Here is a 23,929-nt window from a genome sequence, read left to right on the forward strand (position 1 = left end):
GGTGGGGGCTCTTAACCTGAGGAGCGTGGAGGCGTTCCTCAGGTTTGTTGAACGTTATTTAGGTGGACCGCCGGGGCTGATGAAAATCTTTAAGTTACGTTAAAGTCCCATAACTGCTGTACTTTTAATTCCGCCACGGGCACCCCTCTTAAGGGATCATACACAGTCACCCTTAGCTCATTGGGGCTAGTCAAGGGAAACACCTATATAGGTTTATTAGTCGAGGAGAGTAATACTCTCCTCGGCTGGGGAAACATGGTCGAGCGGGAAATTGAAGCGAAATCTTCGGCAAGAGGCGTGACAAACCCCTACCATCGGACTGAACATTGTGATAAAATTCACGCATATAGGTGTGATAAAGAGGTAGGGGTAATAGGGGTAGACGTATCAAAAGAACATTTAATTACAAGCAGGGGGAGGGTGAGAAAATACGAGAACAACTTGAAGGGTTATGAAGAAATCCTCAGGATGAAACCTTGCGCGATAGTCCTAGAGCCTACCGGAGTATATGCAATAAGACCTTCACAATACTTCAAGGAGAGGGGGGTAAGAGTACTGCAAGTCGGTCCAAACGTGTTATCAAGGGAGTTTAGGGGGAAGAAAACAGATTTTTATGACGCTGAAAAATTAGAAAACATGGTTGACAAGGCTAAGGAGTACGATTATAACCCCTTGAGGGAATTGGTAACACTCTACCTATTCCTAAAGGACATAGAGGTGAAGTACAAGAATAGGTTAAAGAGGACATTATTCTTAGTAAGTGATAACGATAAGGTAAGCAAGGACAGGTTGGAAAAACTTGCGAAAGGAGATTTCACACAAGAAGAACTATACCAACTTGAATACACCCCCTTAGTACTTGAGGAAATCAAAATCTTGTCTAAAAACCTCCTAGAAACGCAAGAGAGGTTGAAGGAGGTGAGGAGGATGATTGAGGGGCAAGTCCCTCAATACCACGTCCTATTGACGATACCGGGTGTTGGAATGCTTGCAGCTGGTATTATTATTGGTATTGTTGGTGATATTAGGCGTTTTCCTAAGCCTGAGTCCTTTGTTGCTTATTGTGGTTTAGACCCGGTAGCGGAGAGGAGTGGGAGGGCTGTGGTAAGTAGGGGGATTTCGAAGAGTGGTAATAAGTACTTGCGTAGCTTGTTCTACTTTTTAGCAATGAGGAGTTATTCTAGGAATCCAACCTTACTGAAGTTTTATGAGACACACAAGGATAAGTTGAAAGGTAGGAAGTTGTATGTTGCTTTGGCTAGGAAGTTGGCAAGGGTTGTTTGGAGTGTTTGGTATAATAATAAGCCTTATGAGCCTAAATAGGTAAGCCCTCTCCCGAATCGTCACGTGGGTCCTTTCAACCCACGTGGCAACGTTAGCTAATACTATGCTTGAAGTTTGAGCGAAAGATTTATTACTGAACGCCACTACCCTCCCATCCACTTTTCTCACTCCCATCGTCGTGAGCAGTGACCGTCATCAGTTGGGAGATCATCAGTAACATTATTTGTAACACTATATAAACGTAATAAACGTAACTTGTCAAAACGATATTTAAGAAGTAATTAAAAATAACGAGTAGTTACGTAAAAATGTTACAGTTTAAAATAGTTATAATACGATAGTTATAATACGTAGGAAAACACCACATACACTTAGATATATCTTGATTCCTAAATCATTAATCTAGTACTATGAGGTATAATCCCAAATTAGATATAAATTTAGACTAAATATAGTGCTGTGACTTTTTAACTTAAGTACTTAAATAATATTACCTTGTTACAATAAATCAATGATAATACCTTTTGCCAAAGAACTTATTTACTTTTTTAGTCTAACCTAATTTGACATGAATAGAAGATTATTATTGAGTGTCATACTACTAATACCAACACTTTTAATGCTTTTTTCACAGATACCACTCTCATTTGCACAGACGACGTCTAGCTATTCAACTGCCGGTATAACTGTATTACCAGGAACTCAGGTTAACCCACAAGGGATGAACCCACCGCAAATAGTTTTGCCTACTTCGACCGGAAGTGCGACTTACTCACTAATACTAATAAACAGTAGGGACTCCTCAGCACAAGTTCCGGTATACTTAGATTCCTCACTATATACCACTGTAACATTACAACCTTATTCGTACAAGGTGCTCAATCTGAACTTGAATACTGGCCTTCATGAAATTCAAGCTAACGGCGAAACTTTCTATGTAAATGTCACTCAAGTAAATAGTGCTATTAATGGAGATATGACATTAAACGGAAGTGCCAACGTTTATGTGTTCAACGCTCAACCGGGACATATTTATAAAGTATACTATAATGTCACTTCCTCCTTGTCTTCCTTATCTCAAGTATATGCCTCCTTTGTGTCAAACCTAGCTAATAACTGGTACGGTGACGTTGTCTGCCAGGCTTCTCCATCTGGAACTACAGGTAGTGTTATCTTCGCAGTACCGCAGGATATAGCCCAAGGTCTTTACTACATCTATTTGTACCGCGGTTATGAGGGTTTTTCCAATAACGTTTCTTATCCTGCTGCGTATGTGTACGGGCTCATCATAGTCAACGTATCTTACGGGATTCCCACAACATTATCTACACCTTCATTGATTTCAGAGAACGGAGTAACATTAGAGGTTCAGAATGTCAGCGGATATACTTATTTACAAATCAACTATCCGTTCGACGAAGAGAATATGTATACGATCACTGTATATACTACGAGTGGTACTCAAACTTATACAATAACTAACACCAGCGGTGGAAGTTATTCCTTACCTGGTGCACCCTCTGGTAGTTATAGTGCTGAGGTCTATGGTGTCAGCGTTCCTTGGGCTTTCTCTAACGGATCGATAACTCTGAAGTTACCGCAATTCTATAAAGCAATTATTCAGATAAAGTCCCCTCAAGGTACGGTGACAATAACATATCCACCCACTCCTATATCTGTAGCTACCGTGAACCTTGAAGTCCTATCGACAAGTGGTGTTCCTATACCTGGTGCAAAAGTGACCTTGTATAACATTAGTAATAAACAGCCTATTAGTAGTTACACTACTAGTCCGCAAGGTTTAGTGTCTATTACTTTACCGCTAGGGACTAAAATTAACGCAACAGTAAGTGCTCCCGGCTATATCAGTAATTCTACCGTAATAGCCTTTAGCCAAAACGAGACTGTAAAGATATACCTAACTCCGATATATTTGAGCTTTAGCATAACTCAACTCTCTGAGAAACTCAATAACGGAACTACCGTACCTATAACTCCTTCATCTATACTAAGTATCTACCAGGGAGCTACTTTAAACTTAAGTTTTAAAATTACGACCAACAGTCCGTATAACGTTTCTGTAAATGCGACCCTAAACAATGTTAAGATCCCGGTTATTATGAAAAACGGTTTGTATACAATAACTTACAACTTCACAAATACCAATACCTATACCTTAGAGTTAGAGGCTAGCAGCAACGGGGCATCAAACACTACGGAAATAGAGATTAAGGTTATACCTATTGTTACGTCTTCACCTACTCCATCGACTGCTACGTCTTCAACTACAACAACCACCTCACATTCTACTACAACAACCACCTCGACTACTAGCACTACTACACAATCTAATACCAACTCGACTTCGACATCAACGAGCCCATCTGTTTCAGTCCCACCTACTTCAGCTACATCGTCCTCGCCCAACTTTGTACCTATCTTAATAATCGTGGCAATAATAGTGATAGCAGCAGTAGTTGCAATAGTAATTCTAAGAAAATAAAAAGATTTTTTCCTTAAATTAAATATTATAAAACTATTATTATATAACTATTTTTCCTTCCTTCTTTCTTTTTCTTTTATTCATTTTAATTAAAGACAATAACGACAACAACAAAAAGTTACTATTTTAGTTTAGTATATGTGGTAGTAGTTATATACTTCTTAACCTCTCTCTTATTTCTTTAGGATCTTTTAATATAGATATTATTAGAGTTATACCATCTTTCTCAGCTAAGAGAAGAGCTAAGGGATCTAATTTCACCGGTCTATGTAATACAATAATTGAGGGTTTTATAGGGGCGATCTTTAAGGCTATAAGGGGGGACCTCCCTGAACTCACGTTGGTGAACACTACCACTCTACCCAGCATGAAATTAAGGAGTTGATAAAACTCGAGACCTTTAAGGCTCGTTATAGCCCTTATACTGTCCGTAATAACCCAGCCGTAAACCTTTGTTTCCGGAATAAATGAATTTGGTATTATACCATCTAAGGCTGTGGCTATATCATCTACACCAACCGGTGATTGGAAATCGCCCATGTCGTCTATAAAGGGTAACATAAGTGCGTAACCTTTGATCAATTCGTTAATTACTCTGTACCCCCTTTCGGCATCTATATCTATGAGTCCCTTAACAAATTTCCTTAAAAAGTCTATACCAGGCTTCCTTCTTCCTCTTTCATAATCGGCTATAACTGATTGGGATATCCCCATATACCTTGCTAGTTCCCCTTGAGAGATGTTAAAAGCCTCCCTCCACTTTCTCATGGACGCGCCAGGGGATTCACTCCAGCTTATATCCCCGGCGATCCTTTTTGCAAGTGTTTCAATTAGATAATCCATAGTAAAAGCTATAAGTGAAGAGGAAATATTCTTATTGGGCCCGTGGTCTAGCTTGGACTAGGATGCGGCGTTCGGGTCGCCGTGGTCCCGGGTTCAAGTCCCGGCGGGCCCAGAACCTTATATATTGTGATTTTAGGGGTGCTGACTTTTTAATTACTTAAAGCGTAATTTTATAGTAGAAGTGGGCCGGTAGCTCAGCCTGGAAGAGTGCTCGGCTCGCAACCGAGAGGTCCCGGGTTCAAATCCCGGCCGGTCCACATCATACTGATATCTCAAGGAACCCATTTCACAATCACTGTGAACAAATTAGGGTAAAATAAGTATTAAATAAACATGGTATGCCAGACGCCTTTACGTTTTACCTTTATCACAATTTCCTGAGGAAAAACTTAAATCCACTAACTAAATGTTACAAGTTAAAGTGGGCCGGTAGCTCAGCCTGGAAGAGTGCTCGGCTTGCAACCGAGAGGTCCCGGGTTCAAATCCCGGCCGGTCCACTCCGTAGGTCCCTTGACCTCCACGAATTAAACTAGCTATCAAAATCCGTTTGCCTGAAAATTATCATCTCAGTATGCAATCATTACTTTAGACCTCGTGAATAAATTGACATAAAAATAAGTTAAAACACCCTTGTATAGATTGCTCATGCTGTGATTATTTCACTTTATGGTTTTTCACATCACATTTAAGCAGAAAAGAGGTATAAAATCCGTTTAATTATGTCACAAAACCGTAGATTATGAAAAGTAATCGATCACGTACCACCTTTTCCCTCTCCGCTGGTTAAAAGTAATATAGCCTGCGCTATATCACCGTTAGTCTTTTGTAACGCTTGTCTAACTTCAGCTTCACTCTTACCCGTCTGTTCCATCACAAATTTCACGTCCTCGTCCCTGATTTCTATTTTCTGTTCCTTAACTTGTTCCTTAGCACTTCCTATGACTGTATATATCTCCTGTCCTTGTTGTGTCATTTTAAGAACTGACGGGTTTTCAATTACCAACGTTTTATCTTGTAGCTCAATGATTACTCTCACGGCGTCTATTTGTTCTGTCTTTATCCCTAACATTCTCTCTAAGTTTTTGAATTGATTAGGTTTTACTTTCACATATAAACTTCAGTAAAACAAACTTAATAGCTTGGCGGTTAAAGATTAATGCATAATGAGTAACTATACGATAAAAATACTTGGCGGAGGAAAAGAAGTAGGAAGGGCTGCTATTGAAATCGATAGAGGAGATTCTGCAATTGTTTTAGACTACGGCGTTAACTTTGACCCCAACGACAATCCTAACCTACCTTTACAAGACACTCCAAGTAAGATAAAGGGTTTCATAGTCTCTCACTCCCATTTAGACCACGTAGGAGCTTTGCCTTTGTATCAGATTTCTGGAAATTATCCCGTTTATGGCACTAGGATAACCAGGTTGATAACAGAAATTATGTTGAAGGACTTTCTGAAGCTTTCAGGGGCTAAACTTCCCTTTGAATGGGTAGAAGTAAAGAGGACTATGGATAACTTCAGGAGCGTAGACTACTATAAGGAGTTCGAAGTCGATTCTTTTAAAGTAGAACTCGGAAATGCGGGGCACATTCCGGGCAGTGCTATAATTAAGGTTAAGACAGAAAAACAGACCATAGCCTACACGGGAGACATTAACTTGACTAACACCCATTTAGTAAGCCCGGCTGATCTGGAGTTTCTCAAAGACGTTAACGTATTGGTGATGGAGAGTACTTACGGTAGGTTCAATCACCCCGATAGAAAAGTCGTTGAGGAGGAATTCTACGAAGCTACTAAGGAAGTCCTAGAGGAAGGTGGGACTGTCTTAGTTCCTGCTTTCAGCCTATCGAGAAGTCAAGAGATTCTATCGGTTTTGGCTGACAGAAAGATCGAATATCCCGTGTTCTACGACGGCATGGTAAAAGAGATAACCGAGTTAATGATCCAGAACCCCGAATTCATAAACAACTACCCGGCGTTGAAGAGGGCTTATGACAATTTCAAATACGTCGAAGGTTGGGGGAGCAGGAACAAAGCATCAAGAGGAGAAGGCGTAATAGTTAGCAGCGCGGGGATGCTGAAAGGAGGCCCTGCAGTATACTACTTTAAGAAGGTCGCAGATAACCCTAAGAACGGGGTGTTTCTAATTAGCTACCAGGCGGAAAATACTCCAGGTAGAAGACTTCTGGAGACGGGCAAGTTCGATGAGTACTCACCCATGTTAAAGGCGAGGTTTCAACTATTTGACTTTTCAAGCCACGCCGGGAAGGATCAGTTAAAGCAAATAATTAAGGCAGCAAGTAGTTTGGAAAAAGTCGTTTTAGTCCATGGCGATCCTTCGAGCTCCTCTAGGTTAGCAGAAGAGGTTAAGAGAGAGTTAGGAATATATGTGGAAATTGCTGATAACGGTAAGGAGGTTAAGCTATGATCCTTTTGTTAATCCACGCGTCTAAGTTCTCGTTTTCCGTTAAAGAAAAAGCCGTAAAGGAACCTGAAGAACCTAACTTAACATCTTTACAAAAGGACAACACTTTAGTGGTCTTTACAACAGTAGAAAAAGGGGATGACGATAAGACCGTAGAAAAGGCTGTTAACGAAGTAGTTAGAGTATTGAATGACGTTAAGGCTAGCTCTGTAGTCATATATCCTTATGCTCACCTTTCCGATAACCTGGAGAAACCCACATTAGCCGTCCAAGTCCTGAAGGACTTTGAAGAGAAATTGTCGAAAGCAGTTAGCGTTGAAATCTATAGAACTCCTTTCGGCTGGTATAAGCAATTTATGATAGACTGTTACGGTCACCCCTTAAGCGAACTTTCGAAGAGGATAAGGGCTGATGAGACCAATTATCAGAAGAGTGAGGAGCTTAAGATTTGCGAGAAGTTCGGCTTCCCTAATTCTCCTCATGCATCTTTCATAAGAAGGGCTGTGGTAGAATATATAAAACAACAAGTTAAACCTGATTCCATAATAGAAGGTGAGGGAGAACCGGAAAATAGAGAAGTGGTTATATCTTATAGCATTCCCTCGGGGAGAAGGTTGCCTTGTGTAAATGAAGAACCCTTAATTAGAGTGAAAGCGAAAGGGGATTTAGACGGTATTCCTGAGTCCTTCTCCGATTCTAAAAACACCTACGTTATAAAGACTAAGACGGACAAGAGTCACGTAATAAACGTGAACATTCTCACTTACTATTATCTATTAACTGCCTCCAGAGATAATCCTCCTACTCTACCTCTTTGGCTTTCCCCCATTCAGGTTAGGATAATCCCCGTAAGGAAAGATTTCATAGAAGATGCAATAAAAATAGCTACGCAGATGAAGATAAGAGTGGATGTAGATGACTTAGATGAAGGTCTCGGTACTAAAATAGCGAGAGCAGGTAAGGAGTGGATCCCCTACCTAGTCCTTCTCGGAGAAAGAGAAGTCAAGACCGGTTCCCTAACGGTTAAAGTGAGAAAGGGGAATGAACAGAGAAGCTACTCCTTGGAGGAACTACAAAAGGAGATTATAGCACAAGACCAACTACTTCTACCCTCTTTCCTACCCCTTACTTTAAGTAAAAGGAACAAAAGATACATTACTCTACAGTAACTGTTTTAGCCAAATTCCTGGGCTTATCGGGATCCAGACCTTTGCTAACAGCTGCATAATAGGCTATCAACTGAATTACGGGGGATATGGATAACGCGGGGAACTTAGAGTTAAGGAATATTTCAAGGTCTGCCTCCCCTACTTTTCTATTGGCACTGATCACGTAAATTTTCCCTCCTCTAGCCTTCATCTCCATAACGTTGTTTTTCAGTAATTCAGGCATTTCGCCGTCGTTTATAAACACTACTGGGAACCCGTTCTCTACCAGGGAAATAGGTCCATGTTTACTCTCCCCAGCTGGGTACGATTCAGCGTGGACGTAAGATACCTCTTTAATTTTTAATGCTCCTTCCATAGCTAGCGGTAGTGAAAGACCCCTCCCCAAATAGTATATGTTCTGTTTCTTTGCCAGTTCTTCACCAACCCTTTTGGCAAAACCTTCTGTCGCATTAATAGCTTGTTCTACTTCCTTATCTGCGTCCTTTAATGCTTTCCAATCCTTTCCAAAAGTGTAAGAGTAAAGGAAAAGGAGGGATGCAACTTGAGTAGTAAAAGTCTTGGTAGCAGCTACACCTATTTCCGGTCCAGCCCTCATGTAGATCTTGTAATCACTCTCTCTAGCTATAGCACTCTCAATGACATTTGTTATGGAGACTACTTTAGCCCCTTCACTCTTCAATTTACGTATAGCCTGTAATACGTCTATCGTCTCTCCGCTCTGACTTATTGCGATAATTAGGTCTCCTCTCTTTCCCTTTACGTTATAGTATTCTGAGGCAATAAGCGGAATAGAAGTTATCCCTTCTCTGGTCAAGAGTAAGGAAAAATATAAACTTGCATGATAACTGGTCCCAGCTCCCGTTATAATCACCCTTTCTGCTTGCCTTATTTCTTCACTTATCTTTTCTACTACGTCCAAGTCAGACATAAGACTGGAGATCGTGTCCCTAACCGCTTTAGGTGACTCGTGTATCTCCTTTATCATGAAGTGGGCATAGCCTTCTTTTGATGCCGTCTCGACGTCCCAATCTACTATCCTTATCCTCTTATGCACGTCTACTACGTTACCGTTCAGTTCTTCAATGTAAACGTTTGTGTTCGTCAGGAACCCGATCTCACCGTCAGATATTACTAGAATCCTTTTTGTGTAAGGGAGAAATGCCGGTATATCACTCGCAATATAGTTCTCCCCTTCTCCCAGTCCTATAACTAAGGGGTTATCCCTCTTAGCAAAGAAGATCCTTTTTTCACCGTCAATTATCGCTAAAACAGCGTAACTACCATCTAACGATTTTATTGCAGACTTAAATGCCGTAAAAGAGTCCATACCCCTCTTTATAAACTCCTCTATCAAATGAGGTATAACTTCAGTGTCCGTCTCGCTGCTGAACTTATGCCCTAAAGACTCTAGCTCTGCCCTTAGCTCTTTAAAGTTCTTTATTGTCCCATTATGTATTACCGCTATCCTTCCGGAACAATCTGTATGAGGGTGAGCGTTATAGTCGGTCGGAGCCCCGTGTGTAGCCCACCTTGTATGACCCAGAAATATATAGCCAGACATTTCAGGTATTTTTTTCTTTAAAGTGACCTGCTCCACAGTACCTTTAGCTTTCCTCACTTCAATTCCTTTACTGCCCAATGAAGCGACTCCTACGCTATCATACCCTCTGTATTCGAGCCTCTTAAGTGCCGAAATTGTGATCTCGGAGAGTTTTTTGCTCTCCTTTGATGAAATAATACCTATTATGCCACACATAATTTATTTTTGAGTCGGTCTCACTAAATTAACTTTACCGTAACACCTTGGAACGTAGGGTTAGCGTTTATGGTTTTACCTCCCAACGCGTTAAGTAGCAATTCTGCCCTTTGATCTTTTGTACAGATGACTGCACCACCTCCTCCACCGCCGCTGACTTTACACCCTTTAACTCCTGAAGCCCTAGCCATCGAGACAAACTGATCCAACACCGGAACTGTGATCCCCAAAGAAAATAGGAAACCGTGATTTACGTACATTAATTCCCCTACTTTGTCCGCATCTCCTGAGGTAAGAGCAGTTCTAGCTTCTACAGTGACCTTTTCAATACTGTCCAGCAAAGTCGTAAACAAGGAAGGATTTTTTTCTTTCAAACTCCTCACCTTACGAAGCATCTCGGCTGTGGTCATAATGCGCCTAAAATAACCCGCAGAGAAGGAGATCGAAGGAGGAACTTCCAATTTCTCTACTTTTCCCTCCTTAATGAAAACGAACCCTCCGTACGTTTCTGTATGGGTGTCCATAATACTGGCGATTCCTTGAACCCTTAACTCTACTTCATGAGAGATTTTGGCTATTTCTTGTTTTTGTAACTCTAATCCTAAAAACCTGGAGTAGGCTGCAACAGTGCCTACTACCACTGCTGCACTAGTGCCTAGTCCTATCGAAGGTTCTACATTTGATTCTATTTCGATCGCGGCTTTTTTCCCGTCCTTATAACCGTAATGCTCATTGAAATAGTTAATAACTTCTGTGACATAAGCGATAAGTTTTCTCACATTGTCATTCTCTATTTTAAACTCATGTAGGTCTACCCTGACACCTTTTATCTGTAAGTTCTGAGACGAGACGTAAAATTTCTCGCTTTCCCTCACTCTGACTTTAATGCTTTCAGACACCGTATATGCTATCGCCGGCTTTCCGTATACTACAGCGTGTTCTCCAAACAGTGTTAGCTTGAGGGGTACCTCCGCTTCTACAATCATTATTATTAATTCCCCAATTAGATATCACAGTATGGAAGCTATTATCCTTGCGGGGGGCAAAGGAGAGGGTTTAAGCCCCTATTCAGACAAAGAACAGAAGGAGACAATAAGCTTACTCGGTAGAATGCTAATCTCTTATTCTATTCAAGGTTTAAAAAAAGCAGGTGTAAAAGACTTCATAATTGTTACGTCGCAGAAGGGGGGAAAGAGACTTGAGGAGGAATTACAGAACGAGAAGGAGATCAGCATCGACATCGTTATCCAAAAAAGAGAGGGAATTAACGGGGCTATAAAGGACGGAATGGAGAAAGTCAGTAGTGATAATGTCATTATAGCTTTCGGAGATATCGTAGCCCCTGAGGAGTTTTACGTTAGCTTAATTAACGCTTATCTGACTTCTGGTGCCGAAGTAGTAGTACCGTTAATTCCTATAAGTGAGGGGTTACAGACATATGGTTTAGTGAGGTTGACAGGTAAAGGAATCGAGATAACTAAGGAGGGTTCTACTTTAGCTCTTGGCGGAGTTTACGTAGTGAAAAATGAAGAAATAGCGGACTTTTTGACGTATTTACAGTCCAAAGGGAACAAACTGAAGTACTTTATATGGAGTGAGGAGTGGTTGGACGTTGGCTATCCTGAAGATATTATTAACGGAATCGAGATGATGTTAAGGAGGGAGAAAACTAGGATTTCCGATAACAGCGAAATCTCTAAGACAGCAATAATTGGTAAGAAAGTAATCATAGACGATTATGCTGTCATAGACGATTATGCTGTCATCAAGGGACCGGCATATATCGGAAGAAACGCATACATAGGGACTTATTCATTAATTAGGGACTATTCTTCCGTAGAGAATAACGCCATAATAGGGGCTTACTGTGAAATAGCGAGGAGCTCAATCCAACCTTATGCTGAAGTAGGATCCAAGAGTTATTTGTCATCTACTATAGTAGGTAGGAAAGCTAAAGTCGGAGCAAATGTAATTACTTCTAGCTACCCTGCAACCGTGATAAGAGGAAGGATTAGTAAATTTGGAGCGTTGATCTCCCCAGAGACCCAGATACCTCACGGCGAAATCCTAAAACCGGGGAGTAAAGTCTAATTACCGTGGAAGTGCTCTACTGATTTTCTGCGAGATTATAGTCAGAAATACTCCCAACAGTACTATTGCAGAGCCTAATAGTTGCTGAAATGTCGGGACTTCGTCTAACATTATAAACGAAAATAGATAGGACATAGCCGGCACAAGTAAGGAGAGCGAACTTGATAAAAAAGAGCCCAATTGTTTTATAGAGTTAAACCACGCTATGAAGCCTATTGCTTGGGCTGTAATGCCGATTATTACCGCGACTAAAATTCCGGATATAGTGAACTTAAAGTAAAAGTTAATCGGAGTAAAGGGTAGCAAGAATAAGGCTGAAAACAACGCCATAAAAGAGTTTAGTTTAATAACGTCCTTCTCTATTAGAAACACTTGGTAATATAACGTTCCTATTGCCCACATAAGACCGCCTATGAGTGATATTATACTTCCCAGGTTAAACCCAGTTATCCCAGCTGAGTAAATTGCCCCTGAAATTGCAATAATTACCCCGAGAAGTTGAAGTACTGAAGGTTTCTTACTCAGAAAGATGGCGCTTAATATGACTAAGAAAATCGGTTGAGTATATATAAGGGTTGCAGACAGAGCTGGATTTACTGAAAGCATTACGCCAAAGTTAAGAAAAAGCATGAAGAGTGCTACATTAATCAGTCCACCTATCATTTCCTTTTTACCATAAGAGAGACCTCTACCATAGACTGTAAGGATAATTCCCCCGGTAACTAGCCTAATGACCGCTAGTACTATCGGGGAAACGTAATCGAGTGCTATCTTTATTAGGGGATATGCGGAACTCCAGACCAAAATTACCGTAATTATCGGTAAAAGCTTTCTCACTTGGTATAACTCTAAGTAAAGCTAATTAAAGCTAAATAACGATGTTAAGTGAAATGTGGTATACTGGGACTGGGGACAGCGGAAAGACTAAAGTACCTTCCGTAGGAGAGGTGTGGAAGGACGAGGATATTGTTAACGCCTTAGGGGATTTAGACGAGTTAAATTCCTCGCTTGGTATTGTATCATCACTTTTTCCAGAAATAAGGCAAGACGTTGAGAAAATTCAGAACGACATATTCACTATTTCATCTGAAATTGCAGGGTTCGAGTTAAACTTTAACACTGAAAAGATCAAAGAGCTAGAGGAAATGATAAAGAAATATTCGGAACCACTCAAACCATTGAAGAATTTTGTATTACCCGGTGGCCACCTGGCTTCCTCATTTCTTCATCTTGCAAGGGCGGTATGTAGAAGAGCTGAAAGGAGTATAGTCCGACTCTCTCGAAACCATAAAAATGTAAAGCATGAGCATGTGGTTTACCTTAATAGACTTTCATCTTTGTTATTCGTCATGGCACTTTACGTTAACGAGAAGACTTTTAATCCCAACGTAATTTGGAAGCCTAAGTGACCTTTATACCTATTCCTCTTTTTACAGCTTCTTCATAAGCGGTTAGTGCTGTAATGTTATCTTGAGCCGCAATTCCTACGGTTTTAAATATAGAAGGTCTCTCAATTTTGATACCTTTGTTTATGATCTCACCAATCTCGATGACTTGTTTAAGTATCCCGCTCCTTACGGGTTGTATATAATCTCCTGTCTCTTTAGATACAGCCTCTACGGAATCTACTAAGTATGTCCTAGCTCTTTTCACAGTTTCATCATCTATTTCTCTAGCTTCAGGGGTATGGGCTCCTATGCTAGAAATATGAAAATCATCTTTCAAGAATTTCCCCAACACTACTGGTGTAGAAGAGGAGGTTGTTGCAAATATGACGTCCGATTTCCTCAACAGTGTTTCTAGATCTACAGCTTCAGCTCCGAATTCTTTAGCTAACTGAACATGAGAACTCCTAGCCGTTACCATTATCTTTGAGAACTTTAGATAGCAACTTGCAATCTTTATATGATATCTTGCCTCCATACCAGCACCTATGACTCCTAAAGTGCCGATATTCCTTCCCCCAAACGCTAATTCTGTTGAGAGAACACTTGCAGCTGAAGTTCGTATTGCAGTTAATGTAGTACCATCTAGAAGAGCTAAAGGCTCTCCAGTATCGGGCGAAAACAGTAAGACGGAGCCTTGAACTGATGGCAGTCCCTTCTTCTTATTCTCTGGTATAACATTAACTATCTTAACTGTAACGGACTTATCCCAGTAAGAAGGCATTATCCCCCACCAGTTACCTTTTATAGTAAGTACTTGCCGTTGAGGTTGTATTATCCTTGAGGAGGAAAATAATGAGAAAGCTTGTCTGACTGCACTTACTGCTATTTCAGGGGTCAACAATTCTTCTAGATTGTTCGACGTTAAGATAATCATTTCGAACAGTAATTTAATTAACACTGTTTAAGGTTTTAAATCTCACTTTATGGTAAGAATATATTTTTAATCAGCTAAATACAATTATTTATTCGTGATCACTCATCTAGCTGAGGAGACGGTTAATACTAATTCAAATAACGTTATTTCAGTAGTAAAAGACGCCGATACTTTGCTCTCATACTTTCCATATCAAGTAGAAAGAGGAAGGAACACAATCACTTTACAGTTTTCGAGATTTTTCATTTTAAGCTTAAGAGATACTTTTGAGGTGTCTTTTTCTCAGCAGTCATCGTTAATGTTTGTATATACTCTTAAGTCTCTTACTGGGAAAAATAACAAGTTCCAAATATTTATTAATGTAAGAGATAGCAAAAACTCCACTAGTCTAGTTCACTTAGCAATTGAATATAGTGGAGAAAAAGAGTGGATAGTCAAGAGATATTTACCAGATATAGCATACAGCTTGCTAGAGGGGATAAGTAGGGAAGCTAAGAGGGCTTATGAGGTCGAAGCTCAGGAAAAAGAGAAAGAGTTTGATTACTCAAGGCAATTAAACAAGCTGAGCTTTGTCTCGAAGCTCTTATTGAAGTCACGTCTGATAAAGTCTGAAGGGATTTCAATACCTAAAGGACAAATGTTAGATACGATCCTAAGTTCTATAGCGGATATTCTATCGAAGTACAAGACAATTTATGTATCTGCCACATCAACTTCCTCGTCGTTCAGATTGTTATTCATTAACGGAGACTTAAAGGGTATTTATGTTAATGAAAACGGTAAAGAATATTATAGCGACGAAAATGTACTGAGTTCCCTATCTGGCGAGTTTAAGGTAAACGTGTATGTACTTCTATTACCTGAAATTCCACGTGTTGTTGAAGATAAAAATTCATGAACCATATATTTTATACGAATCAAATAATCACAAGTTCATTTGGTTAGGTTTAGACGAGAGTGAGACAGAAAAAGGGATTCTAACAAATCAATATCTTATTGTCCACGGAAATCAGGGTATACTACTAGACCCAGGGGGATACTTCGTATTTGAAAGGGTTTTTGAAAATGCATCTAGATTTGTAAAACCTGAGAATATTAAGGCCATTCTTTACAGCCATCAAGATCCAGACGTCATAGGGGGCTTAACTTTGTGGTTGGATACTGCCCCTAATGCCAAGATATATGTGTCCCATCTGTGGGAGAGATTCATTCCGCATTTAGGGGTAGACCTTAGAGATAAAATTATAGACCTTCCTGACGAGGGCATGGATATTGATTTCAGTTCTTTCAAAATTAAAGCAATTCCAGCTCACTTTATGCATTCACCAGGTAATTTTCACTATTATGATCCAATAGCAAAGATTTACTTCTCGGGCGACATGGGTGCAGCAGTATTTAAAGATAAGTGGTACTTAATAGTGGATAATTTTGAGGAACACGTTAAGCTTATGGAATGGTTCCACAGAAGATATATAGCGTCTAGAAGGGCAATAGAGCTATGGGCTAAGAGAATTGAGGGTTTAGATATTGATATAGTAGCACCTCAACATGGCTCAATATTTATGGGAGAAAATGCTAAGAAATTCTTAAACTGGTTGAAAAACCTCGACAAGGTAGGTGTTGATTTTATTTCCTCCTAACTTAGATTTTTCCTATTTTTATTAGTAAAAGTACACCGATTACTATGAAAACTATAACGATTGCTAAGATTATATAATTACTCTCCGTTAAAGACCCTTGAATAAAGGTTTCTTGCAGATGGTTATATTCGTTAATTAGTGAGATTTGTAAGGAATAATTATCGTAATTACCGTTAGCGTAATTTAGAATTCCATTTACATAATAAGCTTTTATTGGTATTTCTAAATTAGAAAATTGGTAATAGCCCGAATATACGGATGCGTTTTCCCCTTTAAACTCCTCGTATCCGACTAACGTTAAATTCATCGTATTAAACATCGAACCGTTATATGGAAGGCACTCTAACTTAGACAAAGGGAATAGGTAATTCTGTATAATGCTTGTCCCGTTATTAAAACTTGTAATTATTACTGTAAAGTTAACTATACCTTTCTCTATCGAATTTATGATGAAGGTATAATTGTAAGTATAAATTTGGTTGCCGTGAGTAATAGTAACTTCATAAACCAAGACGTCTCCACTATTTAAGGGGTTGGTAACTCCGTTAGCAATGATAACCCCGATTCCCAATATTAAGAGTAAAATAATGACGGATTTCATCAGTTTTATTACTAAGCCATCGTAAATTAAGTTAATGGATGAATACTGGTTAAAGATCTTCGAATCCGACCTTTACATAAACGAAATGCTTAAGCTTTGGGAGGAGGGGAATAAGTGGGCTAAATGGATAGACGAAGTATCAAGAAAATATAACGTTAAAGGAAAGAAAATTCTTGATGTACCTTGCGGAATTGGTAGAGTTAGTTATTTTCTATCAAAACTAGGTTATGAGATAACTGGCGTCGATATCTCCGAAAAAATGGTGAAAAAATCAAAAGAGAACGTACCTACAGGTACCTTCCTTAAAGGAGATATGAGGAAATTAACTCAAGTATTAAGTGGCGAGTCCTATGATATCATTATTAATATTTTCAACAGCTTAGGATATTACGAAGAGGAAGATGACTTAAAGATCCTCAGAGAGTTCAGGGGAGTAATAAAAGATACCGGATTATTAATTGTAAACCTCGATAATAGGGACTTCCTCATTTACAACAAGCCCGAGATAATACACTCCTACATTCCACCGTACTTGGTTATAGATAATAACAACTTTGACCCGTTTACATCTAGATTACAAGTAACAAGATCTTATATAAAGGACGGCAAAGAAGTCGAGAAAGTTACATTCTCTCAAAGATATTATAGCTTACATGAGATAGTAGACTTGATGAGAAAAGCGGGGTTTGAAATCATAGATGTTTATAGCGGTTATTCATGGAAGAAGTTTGAGATTAGCGATCCACAAATGACCATAATAGCTAAACCTATGTAATTACCCATAATAATTTAAAAATTTTGAACTTGTTTATATCATTTGATGTCTGAATATTCTCCTAAAAAGAGGTCAAATATAGTCTATGGGGGTTACGAAAAAGCACCTAATAGGGCATTCCTAAAAGCTATGGGACTTACGGATAACGATATTTCCAAACCTATAGTGGGAGTAGCGGTAGCGTGGAACGAAGCAGGGCCTTGTAATATACATCTACTGGGACTTTCTAACGTAGTCAAGGAAGGAGTTAGAAGTGCTGGAGGTACTCCTAGAGTATTTACTGCTCCAGTAGTTATAGACGGGATAGCGATGGGTAGTGAAGGAATGAAATATTCATTAGTAAGTAGGGAAATAGTTGCCAACACGGTAGAGCTTGTAGTTAACGCTCACGGTTACGACGCATTTGTAGCCTTATCAGGTTGCGATAAGACCCCGCCGGGTATGATGATGGCAATGGCAAGGCTTAACATACCTTCGATAATTATGTATGGAGGTTCAACTCTGCCCGGAAACTTTAAGGGTAAACCGGTAACTATCCAAGATGTATACGAGGCTGTAGGTGCGTACTCTAAGGGTAAGATCACAGCTGAAGACTTAAGACTCATGGAAGATAACGCAATACCAGGACCGGGTACTTGTGGAGGTTTATACACAGCTAATACTATGGGTTTAATTACAGAGGCTTTGGGGTTAGCTTTACCAGGTAGTGCTTCGCCTCCAGCCGTGGATGCTATGAGAACTAAGTATGCATATGAGACTGGAAAAGCCTTAATGCATTTAGTCGAAATAGGACTTAAACCCAGAGACATACTGACTTTTGAAGCATTTGAAAACGCTATAACCGTGCTTATGGCTTCAGGGGGGTCTACAAATGCCGTACTTCATTTACTGGCAATAGCTCATGAGGCTGGTATAAAACTCACTCTGGATGACTTCGACAGAATTAGTTTAAGGACACCGGAAATAGTCAACATGAAACCTGGAGGAGAGTATGTGATGGCTGATTTGCACAGAGTTGGCGGAGCTCCGCTGTTAATGAAGAAACTTCTTGAAGCAGGGCTATTACATGGAGACGTGAACACTGTTACCGGAAAGACCTTAAAACAGAATTTAGAGGAGTATAAGTTCCCTGACGTCCCTCATGATCACATAGTGAGAGACATTAAGAACCCGTTCTCTACAGTAGGTGGAATAAGGATACTAAAGGGGAATCTAGCAGAAGAGGGAGCAGTTATGAAAGTGTCTGCCAGTAAAGTAAAATACCATAGAGGGCCTGCAAAGGTATTCAATTCAGAGGAAGAGACATTTAAGGCAGTTTTGGAAGGAAAGATCGTTGAGAACGATGTGGTAGTTATTAGGTACGAAGGACCTAAAGGAGGCCCCGGAATGAGAGAAATGTTAGCAGTTACGAGTGCTATTGTGGGACAAGGTTTAGGTGAAAAAGTTGCGTTAATAACTGATGGAAGGTTCTCAGGAGCGACTAGGGGCATTATGGTTGGTCACGTAGCTCCAGAGGCAGCAGTCGGTGGGACTATTGCATTACTTAGAGATGGAGACATAATAGTTATAGATGCTGATAGAGGAAAACTAGAAGTAGAATTATCTCCTGAAGAAATAAAGAAAAGAAGAGACGAGTGGACACCTCCACCACCTAGATACAAAAGTGGGCTATTAGCACAATATGCGAAATTAGTTTCGTCTTCTTCAAAAGGAGCCGTACTTTTAACATAAACTGTTTTTTATCAAATTGTAAAGCTTATATTTTTAAAGCAAATTTATATTTCCCAAATGAGTATAATAGGTGATACTCATGAGGAGAACTCTTAAAGCCGCAATTCTCGGGGCAACGGGTTTAGTAGGTATTGAGTACGTAAGAATGCTAGCGAATCACCCTTACATAAAACCAACTTACTTAGCCGGTAAAGGATCTGTAGGAAAACCATATGAAGAAGTTACAAGGTGGCAAACAGTAGGTCAAGTGCCTAAAGAAGTAGCAGATATTGAAGTAAAACCGACGGATCCTAAGTTAATGGAACAAGAAGGAGTAGATATTATATTTTCGCCCTTACCTGCAGGTGCTGCGGGTCCGGTTGAAGAGCAGTTCGCAAAGTTGGGTTACCCCGTTATAAGTAACTCTCCAGATCACAGATTTGATCCTGACGTACCGCTATTAGTACCTGAATTAAACCCGCACACTATTTCATTAATAGATGAGCAAAGGAAGAGAAGAGATTGGAAGGGTTTTATAGTAACGACGCCTTTATGTACTGCACAAGGTGCGCTGTTTCCGTTAGCTCCAATATTCATGAATTTCAAGATGGACGGGGCGTTCATAACTACAATGCAGTCCGTCTCTGGTGAAGGTTACCCTGGAGTTGCCTCACTCGACGTAATCGATAACATAAAAGTACTTGGTGATGCTTACGACGCTAAAACCGTAAAGGAGATCTTCAGAGTCTTGAGCGAGGTAAAGAGGAACGTTAATGAGCCCAAGCTAGAAGAAGTAACCCTCTCAGCAACTACTCATAGGATTGCAACAATTGTAGGCCATTACGAAGTATTATATGTTACATTTAAGGAAGATACACCTGCAGAAAAAGTTAAAGAAACACTAGAAAACTTCAGAGGGTTACCGCAAGAGCTGAAGCTACCGACAGCTCCTTCTAAACCGATAATAGTGGCGGATAAAGACAATAGGCCTACCGTATACTTTGACAGATGGGCTGGTGATGTACCCGGAATGAGTGTAGTAGTAGGTAGGATTGCACAAGTTAACAAGAAGACAGTAAGGTTAGCCTCTTTAGTACACAACACCGTAAGGGGAGCTGCTGGAGGCGGAATATTAGCTGCGGAACTCTTAATAGAGAAGGGATATATTGAGAAGTAATAATTTTTTATTATACGCTTTCCTTCTTTTATAATACTTGATGAGTACACTCTTTGCTGATTCAATGAGGAGAGTGGCCAGGGCTGAAGAGGATGATTTCAAATGAATTATATTGCATTAGCACATAAATCAGGTTTAGATAAGGATCTTACTGTTTCAGTTTATAAGAAAATTAATGGGGGTTATTTCGTCTCATTAAGTTATGCTAAACCGCCTATCTTATACGTACTAGATAATTGGCCTAAGAAATATTTAAGGAAGAATTTCATTATTTGGACAGTAACTAAGAACTACGAAAACGTAGATAAAATAATTTCTTTATTCATTACGTTAGATGTTTACTTACTTCACTCTATGGCTTCCTTAATCTCAGGAAAGAGCTTCAGTTTAGCTTTAGCTGAAAAAGATATACAAGAAGTTTTCAGGAGGATAGAAGAGGAAGCAATTTCTCAGGGATTTACATCATACCCGACTAGAGAGGATGTGGTAATTGACCCTAAAGATATTCAGATCCTAGCTAAGGAGATAGCAGACAGAAGGAATAGTGAGGAAATCAATGCTGATATATATTCTGTTATAAACGAGATAGCTTATCAAAGTGAGTTTTCTAACCAGCTACGAGAAAAGAAGAGTTGGTTTAAATCGATAAAGAGAGGAGATATGTTAAAGGCAATAGGACTACAAGGTAAACTTGATGAGTTCTTTGACTTCGAGAAAGTTAAATTGACATATCTTATAGCGTCTATAACGCTTTACTTTGATAATAAAGTCACGGAGGTTGGAATAACGGAAACTGTAAATGCAATAAAGAACGGAGACCCTATATTAAATGACGAATTCAACAAAGTGAAAGAAGAAATAAAACAAAGAGCTCAATACTTTTAGTCCGGCTATAGTTCATATATTAACTTTTCTTCCCTGAGACCTCTCAATAAATTCTCAACAGCAATTTCAGCCATTTTGTGCCTGGTCTCAAATGTAGCACTTCCAATATGAGGAGTTAATACAACATTACTGAACTTCAGGAGAGGGTGATCCTTGTTAATAGGTTCCTCTTCAAACACGTCCAACGCAGCTCCAGCAATCCATTTTTCCTCTAGAGCTTTAACAAGTGCTTTCTCATCTATTACTTTTCCACGAGAGGCGTTAATCAAAAATGCTGTCTTTTTCATCAGCCTTAATGTACTCTCATTTATCATGTGATATGTAGACTCGTTCAGATCAACAGTTATTACTACGAAGTCTGATTGTTTAAGTAACTCCTCAAAGCTCACAAACTCGGCATCTATATCATCCTTTTTAGTCCTAGATGTGTATATGACTCTCATATTAAATCCCTTAGCCCTTCTATAAACGGCTTTACCTATTCTGCCCATCCCTATTATCCCTAAGGTTTTACCGTATACGTCATATCCCAGTAAAAAGTCGGGTTGCCAAGGGATCATCCATTTTCCCTCTCTTATCAGCTTATCCCCTTCAACAATCCTTCTGGCGACGGCCAAGATGAGCCCAAAAATCAGATCTGCTGTAGTCTCCGTCAATACTTCTGGTGTATATCCTAGTCTTATACCTCTACTTTTTGCCTCTTTAACATCTATGTGATCAAAACCAACACTGTAAGTGCTGATAACTTTCAAATTTTTAGCAGCTGAAATTACTTCCTTATCAATCTTAGTATTGAGAGTGCAAAGAATTCCGTCTACATTACTTACGTTATCTAAGATCCACTTTTTAGGAGGTGCCTTTTCCTCTTTCCACTGAATAACCTCGATCCCGCTCTCAACTATCTTTTTTACCCATTCGTCGAAGAACCGGAATGTGATTAGGACTTTCATTCTATCTCTATCTTAAAGTCTAAACAACTTAATATAATACTAATTGATTAAGTATTCATGTGGATTCAATACACCTACCGCTTGTTGTCGATTCAAATAAACAGCCATTAAGTGTTGAAAAGCAAATAGCTGTAGCACTAGTTAGGTTAACCGGAAGAGAGATCAAGATAAAAGCGGGAGAACTTATAGGATGGCCCTTAACTCTTGTTAAGAATGAAAAAAGCGGAGGATATCTAATTTTCGACCAGACTATGAGCTTAATGACAAAGTTACAATTTACTATTCTTCAAAATTATGACAGAATACTAAATACTATTCAAGGAAACAAGAACGAATCAGAATTACTTGCTTTGCTTAAATCATTTAAATGGCATGCAACTAAAGGTTATGAAGAGGTAACCTTTAGAGGACTAGTATATTCAGATTTAACACCAATTCTCTCCACCGGTAGCCCCCAGTTACCTTTAACAGTTATTCCCAAAGAGGCTTCTCAGTTCGACTTAGATACGTTAATTCAAGACTTAAACGTTAGAGAGAAGATAATTACAGATAATATTACAACAATTGAAAGTGTTGTCAGCAAAGTGACTACAATAGTAACTATATTAAAAGGCAAGAGAGCTGAAGAAAGAAAACAGATTGAGGATAAGTATGACCAGTTACTTTCCGCTAAAAATGAAGAGTTAAAACAAAAAGTAAACGAAACTAAGAAAAACTTAGAAAATGAGCTTTCATCAGAGGCTAAAAAACTATATGAAAAACTTGCAAACATAGAAGTCTTGATAGGTAAGGGAGAGATAGATAAGGAAGCCGGCTTAGTCACAGAAAAAGATATAGACGCGTTAAATACTATGAAATCAAAATACATAAGTGAAGTAAATTCAACTTTAACTTCTATAAAAAATAAGTATAAAAATGAGATAAGAACATTGGTAAACGAAATACGTCTACTTAATCAGCAAAAACAGAAAGAATTAGAAGGAATTAATATTAAGATAAAGGAACTAGATGAACTACTTCAAAGTGTTGTTAATCAATTGAATACTATAAAGAGGACGTGTGAGGAGGAATTAAACAAACTTAAACTTGCATATAAGAGAGCACCATATATGGACGAAAAAGTAGATGTTATAGTGCCCTTCCTTCTGGTGAAAGACTACGCAGATAGGGTTTTAGCAATAGGTATTCAAATGTATAAATATAGGAAGAGCTTCTTCGGATTCTTTAAAAAAGAGCCGAATGAGATATCTGAAGACCTCCTTAACTTCAATGATTTTATATCCGTTCTGATTTCTAAATACGGACACAACGTTTCCGATAACTTAAGGCAGTTGAAAGCACAAGTAGACAAAGGATTTGAAGAGCTTTATGATGAAGGTTGGAACGTAAGAAAGAGAATAGAAGAATATTATGTGTTTCTATAAAGAAATTATTCATTTCACTTCAGTTATTACTCCCATCCACTTTCCTTCATCGTAAATCATGTACTGAACTTCTAAGTTTATTTTCTTAGAGCCATGTTTAGTCTTAACCTTTATTGAATAAACGAAATAATAGATATCCCCTTCAATGTCTTTTTTCGCTCTCTCCGGGAACTCTATTTCATAACCGTAAGACTCTGCGATCTCCTCTAACTTAGACGTCAATCTGGTAATAATATCTTTTATATTCTCCCCGTAGATAGGTTCAAGCATCATAGCTCGAAGCTCTTTTTTAAAAGCTAATATGCTTTCTTTGCTCTTTTTTCTCTTCTTTTGTTGTTTACTTCTGTTATTCTCCACAATAATGTTATCA

22 protein-coding genes, 3 tRNA genes and 1 pseudogene are annotated in these 23,929 nt (G+C 39.1%); 17 read left to right on the top strand and 9 right to left on the bottom strand.

All coding sequences use genetic code 11. The annotated features are described in order from the left end of the window. The 3 genes and pseudogenes from WIW72_RS09365 to WIW72_RS09375 form a co-directional block, all read left to right on the top strand. Positions 1-103 (top strand): annotated as a pseudogene (locus tag WIW72_RS09365) (transposase); the annotation flags it as partial. A 152-nt stretch (positions 104-255) separates the two neighbouring features. Next, positions 256-1,323: an IS110 family transposase gene (locus WIW72_RS09370; RefSeq protein WP_337700952.1), complete on the top strand. Its 1,068-nt coding sequence runs from the start codon at positions 256-258 to the stop codon at positions 1,321-1,323. A 529-nt stretch (positions 1,324-1,852) separates the two neighbouring features. Beyond that, positions 1,853-3,787 (top strand): hypothetical protein, encoded by a 1,935-nt coding sequence (locus WIW72_RS09375; protein WP_337700950.1) that lies wholly within the window; start codon positions 1,853-1,855, stop codon positions 3,785-3,787. Between the two features lie 150 nt (positions 3,788-3,937). Here WIW72_RS09375 and WIW72_RS09380 read toward each other — a convergent pair whose 3' ends face one another. After that, positions 3,938-4,630: a helix-turn-helix domain-containing protein gene (locus tag WIW72_RS09380; RefSeq protein WP_337700948.1), complete on the bottom strand. Its 693-nt coding sequence runs from the start codon at positions 4,628-4,630 to the stop codon at positions 3,938-3,940. 36 nt (positions 4,631-4,666) lie between these two features. Between WIW72_RS09380 and WIW72_RS09385 the strand changes: the two genes are divergently transcribed. The 3 genes from WIW72_RS09385 (at position 4,667) to WIW72_RS09395 (ending at position 5,127) form a co-directional block, all read left to right on the top strand. Further along, positions 4,667-4,742 (top strand) — tRNA-Pro (locus WIW72_RS09385). A 71-nt stretch (positions 4,743-4,813) separates the two neighbouring features. Then, positions 4,814-4,887, top strand: a tRNA-Ala gene (locus tag WIW72_RS09390). 166 nt (positions 4,888-5,053) lie between these two features. Continuing rightward, positions 5,054-5,127 (top strand) — tRNA-Ala (locus WIW72_RS09395). Between the two features lie 257 nt (positions 5,128-5,384). Here the strand turns inward: WIW72_RS09395 and WIW72_RS09400 are convergent. After that, the gene (locus WIW72_RS09400; RefSeq protein ID WP_337700964.1) at positions 5,385-5,699 is read right to left on the bottom strand and encodes a nascent polypeptide-associated complex protein; all 315 of its coding nucleotides are present in this window, start codon (positions 5,697-5,699) and stop codon (positions 5,385-5,387) included. Positions 5,700-5,793: 94 nt separating this feature from the next. Here WIW72_RS09400 and WIW72_RS09405 point away from each other — a divergent pair, with 94 nt between their 5' ends. Both WIW72_RS09405 and WIW72_RS09410 read left to right on the top strand, forming a co-directional pair. Next, on the top strand, positions 5,794-7,062 hold the full coding sequence (locus WIW72_RS09405; protein WP_337700946.1) for an MBL fold metallo-hydrolase: 1,269 nt from the start codon (positions 5,794-5,796) through the stop codon (positions 7,060-7,062). Next, positions 7,059-8,228 carry a threonyl-tRNA synthetase editing domain-containing protein gene (locus WIW72_RS09410; protein WP_337700944.1) on the top strand — a complete coding sequence of 390 codons (1,170 nt, stop codon included), beginning with the start codon at positions 7,059-7,061 and terminating at the stop codon, positions 8,226-8,228. Before WIW72_RS09405 ends, WIW72_RS09410 begins: the two co-directional genes overlap by 4 nt. Here WIW72_RS09410 and glmS read toward each other — a convergent pair. After that, positions 8,215-9,984, bottom strand: coding sequence for a glutamine--fructose-6-phosphate transaminase (isomerizing) (glmS, locus tag WIW72_RS09415; RefSeq protein ID WP_337700942.1), 1,770 nt, complete (start codon positions 9,982-9,984; stop codon positions 8,215-8,217). The two genes, WIW72_RS09410 and glmS, sit on opposite strands and share 14 nt — an antisense overlap. Before the next feature lie 23 nt (positions 9,985-10,007). Beyond that, entirely contained in the window at positions 10,008-10,970 is a 963-nt protein-coding gene (gene mvk / locus WIW72_RS09420; protein ID WP_337700940.1) for a mevalonate kinase, read from the bottom strand. A gap of 31 nt (positions 10,971-11,001) precedes the next feature. Between mvk and WIW72_RS09425 the strand changes: the two genes are divergently transcribed. Then, positions 11,002-12,075, top strand: a complete 1,074-nt coding sequence (locus tag WIW72_RS09425; RefSeq protein WP_337700939.1) for an NDP-sugar synthase — start codon at positions 11,002-11,004, stop codon at positions 12,073-12,075. On the opposite strand, the gene WIW72_RS09430 is transcribed toward WIW72_RS09425, so the two are convergent. Then, positions 12,076-12,912: a DMT family transporter gene (locus tag WIW72_RS09430; protein ID WP_337700938.1), complete on the bottom strand. Its 837-nt coding sequence runs from the start codon at positions 12,910-12,912 to the stop codon at positions 12,076-12,078. 41 nt (positions 12,913-12,953) lie between these two features. On the opposite strand from WIW72_RS09430, the gene WIW72_RS09435 reads away from it, so the two are divergent. Next, a complete protein-coding gene (locus WIW72_RS09435) occupies positions 12,954-13,484 on the top strand; it encodes a cob(I)yrinic acid a,c-diamide adenosyltransferase (protein WP_337700937.1) in 531 nt (176 codons plus the stop codon). On the opposite strand, the gene WIW72_RS09440 is transcribed toward WIW72_RS09435, so the two are convergent. Continuing rightward, positions 13,477-14,397, bottom strand: a complete 921-nt coding sequence (locus WIW72_RS09440) for an ornithine cyclodeaminase family protein (protein ID WP_337700936.1) — start codon at positions 14,395-14,397, stop codon at positions 13,477-13,479. The genes WIW72_RS09435 and WIW72_RS09440 overlap by 8 nt on opposite strands. 94 nt (positions 14,398-14,491) lie before the next feature. Between WIW72_RS09440 and WIW72_RS09445 the strand changes: the two genes are divergently transcribed. Together WIW72_RS09445 and WIW72_RS09450 are read left to right on the top strand one after the other, a co-directional pair. Continuing rightward, entirely contained in the window at positions 14,492-15,295 is an 804-nt protein-coding gene (locus tag WIW72_RS09445; protein WP_337700934.1) for a hypothetical protein, read from the top strand. Next, a complete protein-coding gene (locus WIW72_RS09450; protein ID WP_337700932.1) occupies positions 15,243-16,037 on the top strand; it encodes an MBL fold metallo-hydrolase in 795 nt (264 codons plus the stop codon). Before WIW72_RS09445 ends, WIW72_RS09450 begins: the two co-directional genes overlap by 53 nt. A gap of 1 nt (position 16,038) precedes the next feature. Here WIW72_RS09450 and WIW72_RS09455 read toward each other — a convergent pair whose 3' ends face one another. Continuing rightward, positions 16,039-16,638, bottom strand: a complete 600-nt coding sequence (locus WIW72_RS09455) for a hypothetical protein (RefSeq protein WP_337700930.1) — start codon at positions 16,636-16,638, stop codon at positions 16,039-16,041. Positions 16,639-16,672: 34 nt separating this feature from the next. Between WIW72_RS09455 and WIW72_RS09460 the strand changes: the two genes are divergently transcribed. From WIW72_RS09460 to WIW72_RS09475, 4 genes are all read left to right on the top strand, one after another. After that, entirely contained in the window at positions 16,673-17,413 is a 741-nt protein-coding gene (locus tag WIW72_RS09460) for a class I SAM-dependent methyltransferase (protein ID WP_337700929.1), read from the top strand. A 45-nt stretch (positions 17,414-17,458) separates the two neighbouring features. Further along, positions 17,459-19,144: a dihydroxy-acid dehydratase gene (gene ilvD / locus WIW72_RS09465; protein ID WP_337700927.1), complete on the top strand. Its 1,686-nt coding sequence runs from the start codon at positions 17,459-17,461 to the stop codon at positions 19,142-19,144. 79 nt (positions 19,145-19,223) lie between these two features. Then, positions 19,224-20,300, top strand: coding sequence for an aspartate-semialdehyde dehydrogenase (asd, locus tag WIW72_RS09470; RefSeq protein ID WP_337700925.1), 1,077 nt, complete (start codon positions 19,224-19,226; stop codon positions 20,298-20,300). 102 nt (positions 20,301-20,402) lie between these two features. Beyond that, entirely contained in the window at positions 20,403-21,185 is a 783-nt protein-coding gene (locus WIW72_RS09475) for a hypothetical protein (protein ID WP_337700923.1), read from the top strand. 5 nt (positions 21,186-21,190) lie between these two features. On the opposite strand, the gene WIW72_RS09480 is transcribed toward WIW72_RS09475, so the two are convergent. Next, complete coding sequence (locus WIW72_RS09480; protein ID WP_337700921.1) at positions 21,191-22,135, bottom strand: 2-hydroxyacid dehydrogenase; 945 nt, start codon at positions 22,133-22,135, stop codon at positions 21,191-21,193. 59 nt (positions 22,136-22,194) lie between these two features. On the opposite strand from WIW72_RS09480, the gene WIW72_RS09485 reads away from it, so the two are divergent. After that, positions 22,195-23,559, top strand: a complete 1,365-nt coding sequence (locus WIW72_RS09485) for a hypothetical protein (protein WP_337700919.1) — start codon at positions 22,195-22,197, stop codon at positions 23,557-23,559. 9 nt (positions 23,560-23,568) lie between these two features. Here the strand turns inward: WIW72_RS09485 and WIW72_RS09490 are convergent, their stop codons facing one another. Further along, positions 23,569-23,916 carry a hypothetical protein gene (locus WIW72_RS09490; RefSeq protein WP_337700917.1) on the bottom strand — a complete coding sequence of 116 codons (348 nt, stop codon included), beginning with the start codon at positions 23,914-23,916 and terminating at the stop codon, positions 23,569-23,571. Positions 23,917-23,929: the final 13 nt, after the last annotated feature.

This window comes from Stygiolobus sp. CP859M, from assembly GCF_037389975.1.
Classification (GTDB): domain Archaea; phylum Thermoproteota; class Thermoprotei_A; order Sulfolobales; family Sulfolobaceae; genus Stygiolobus.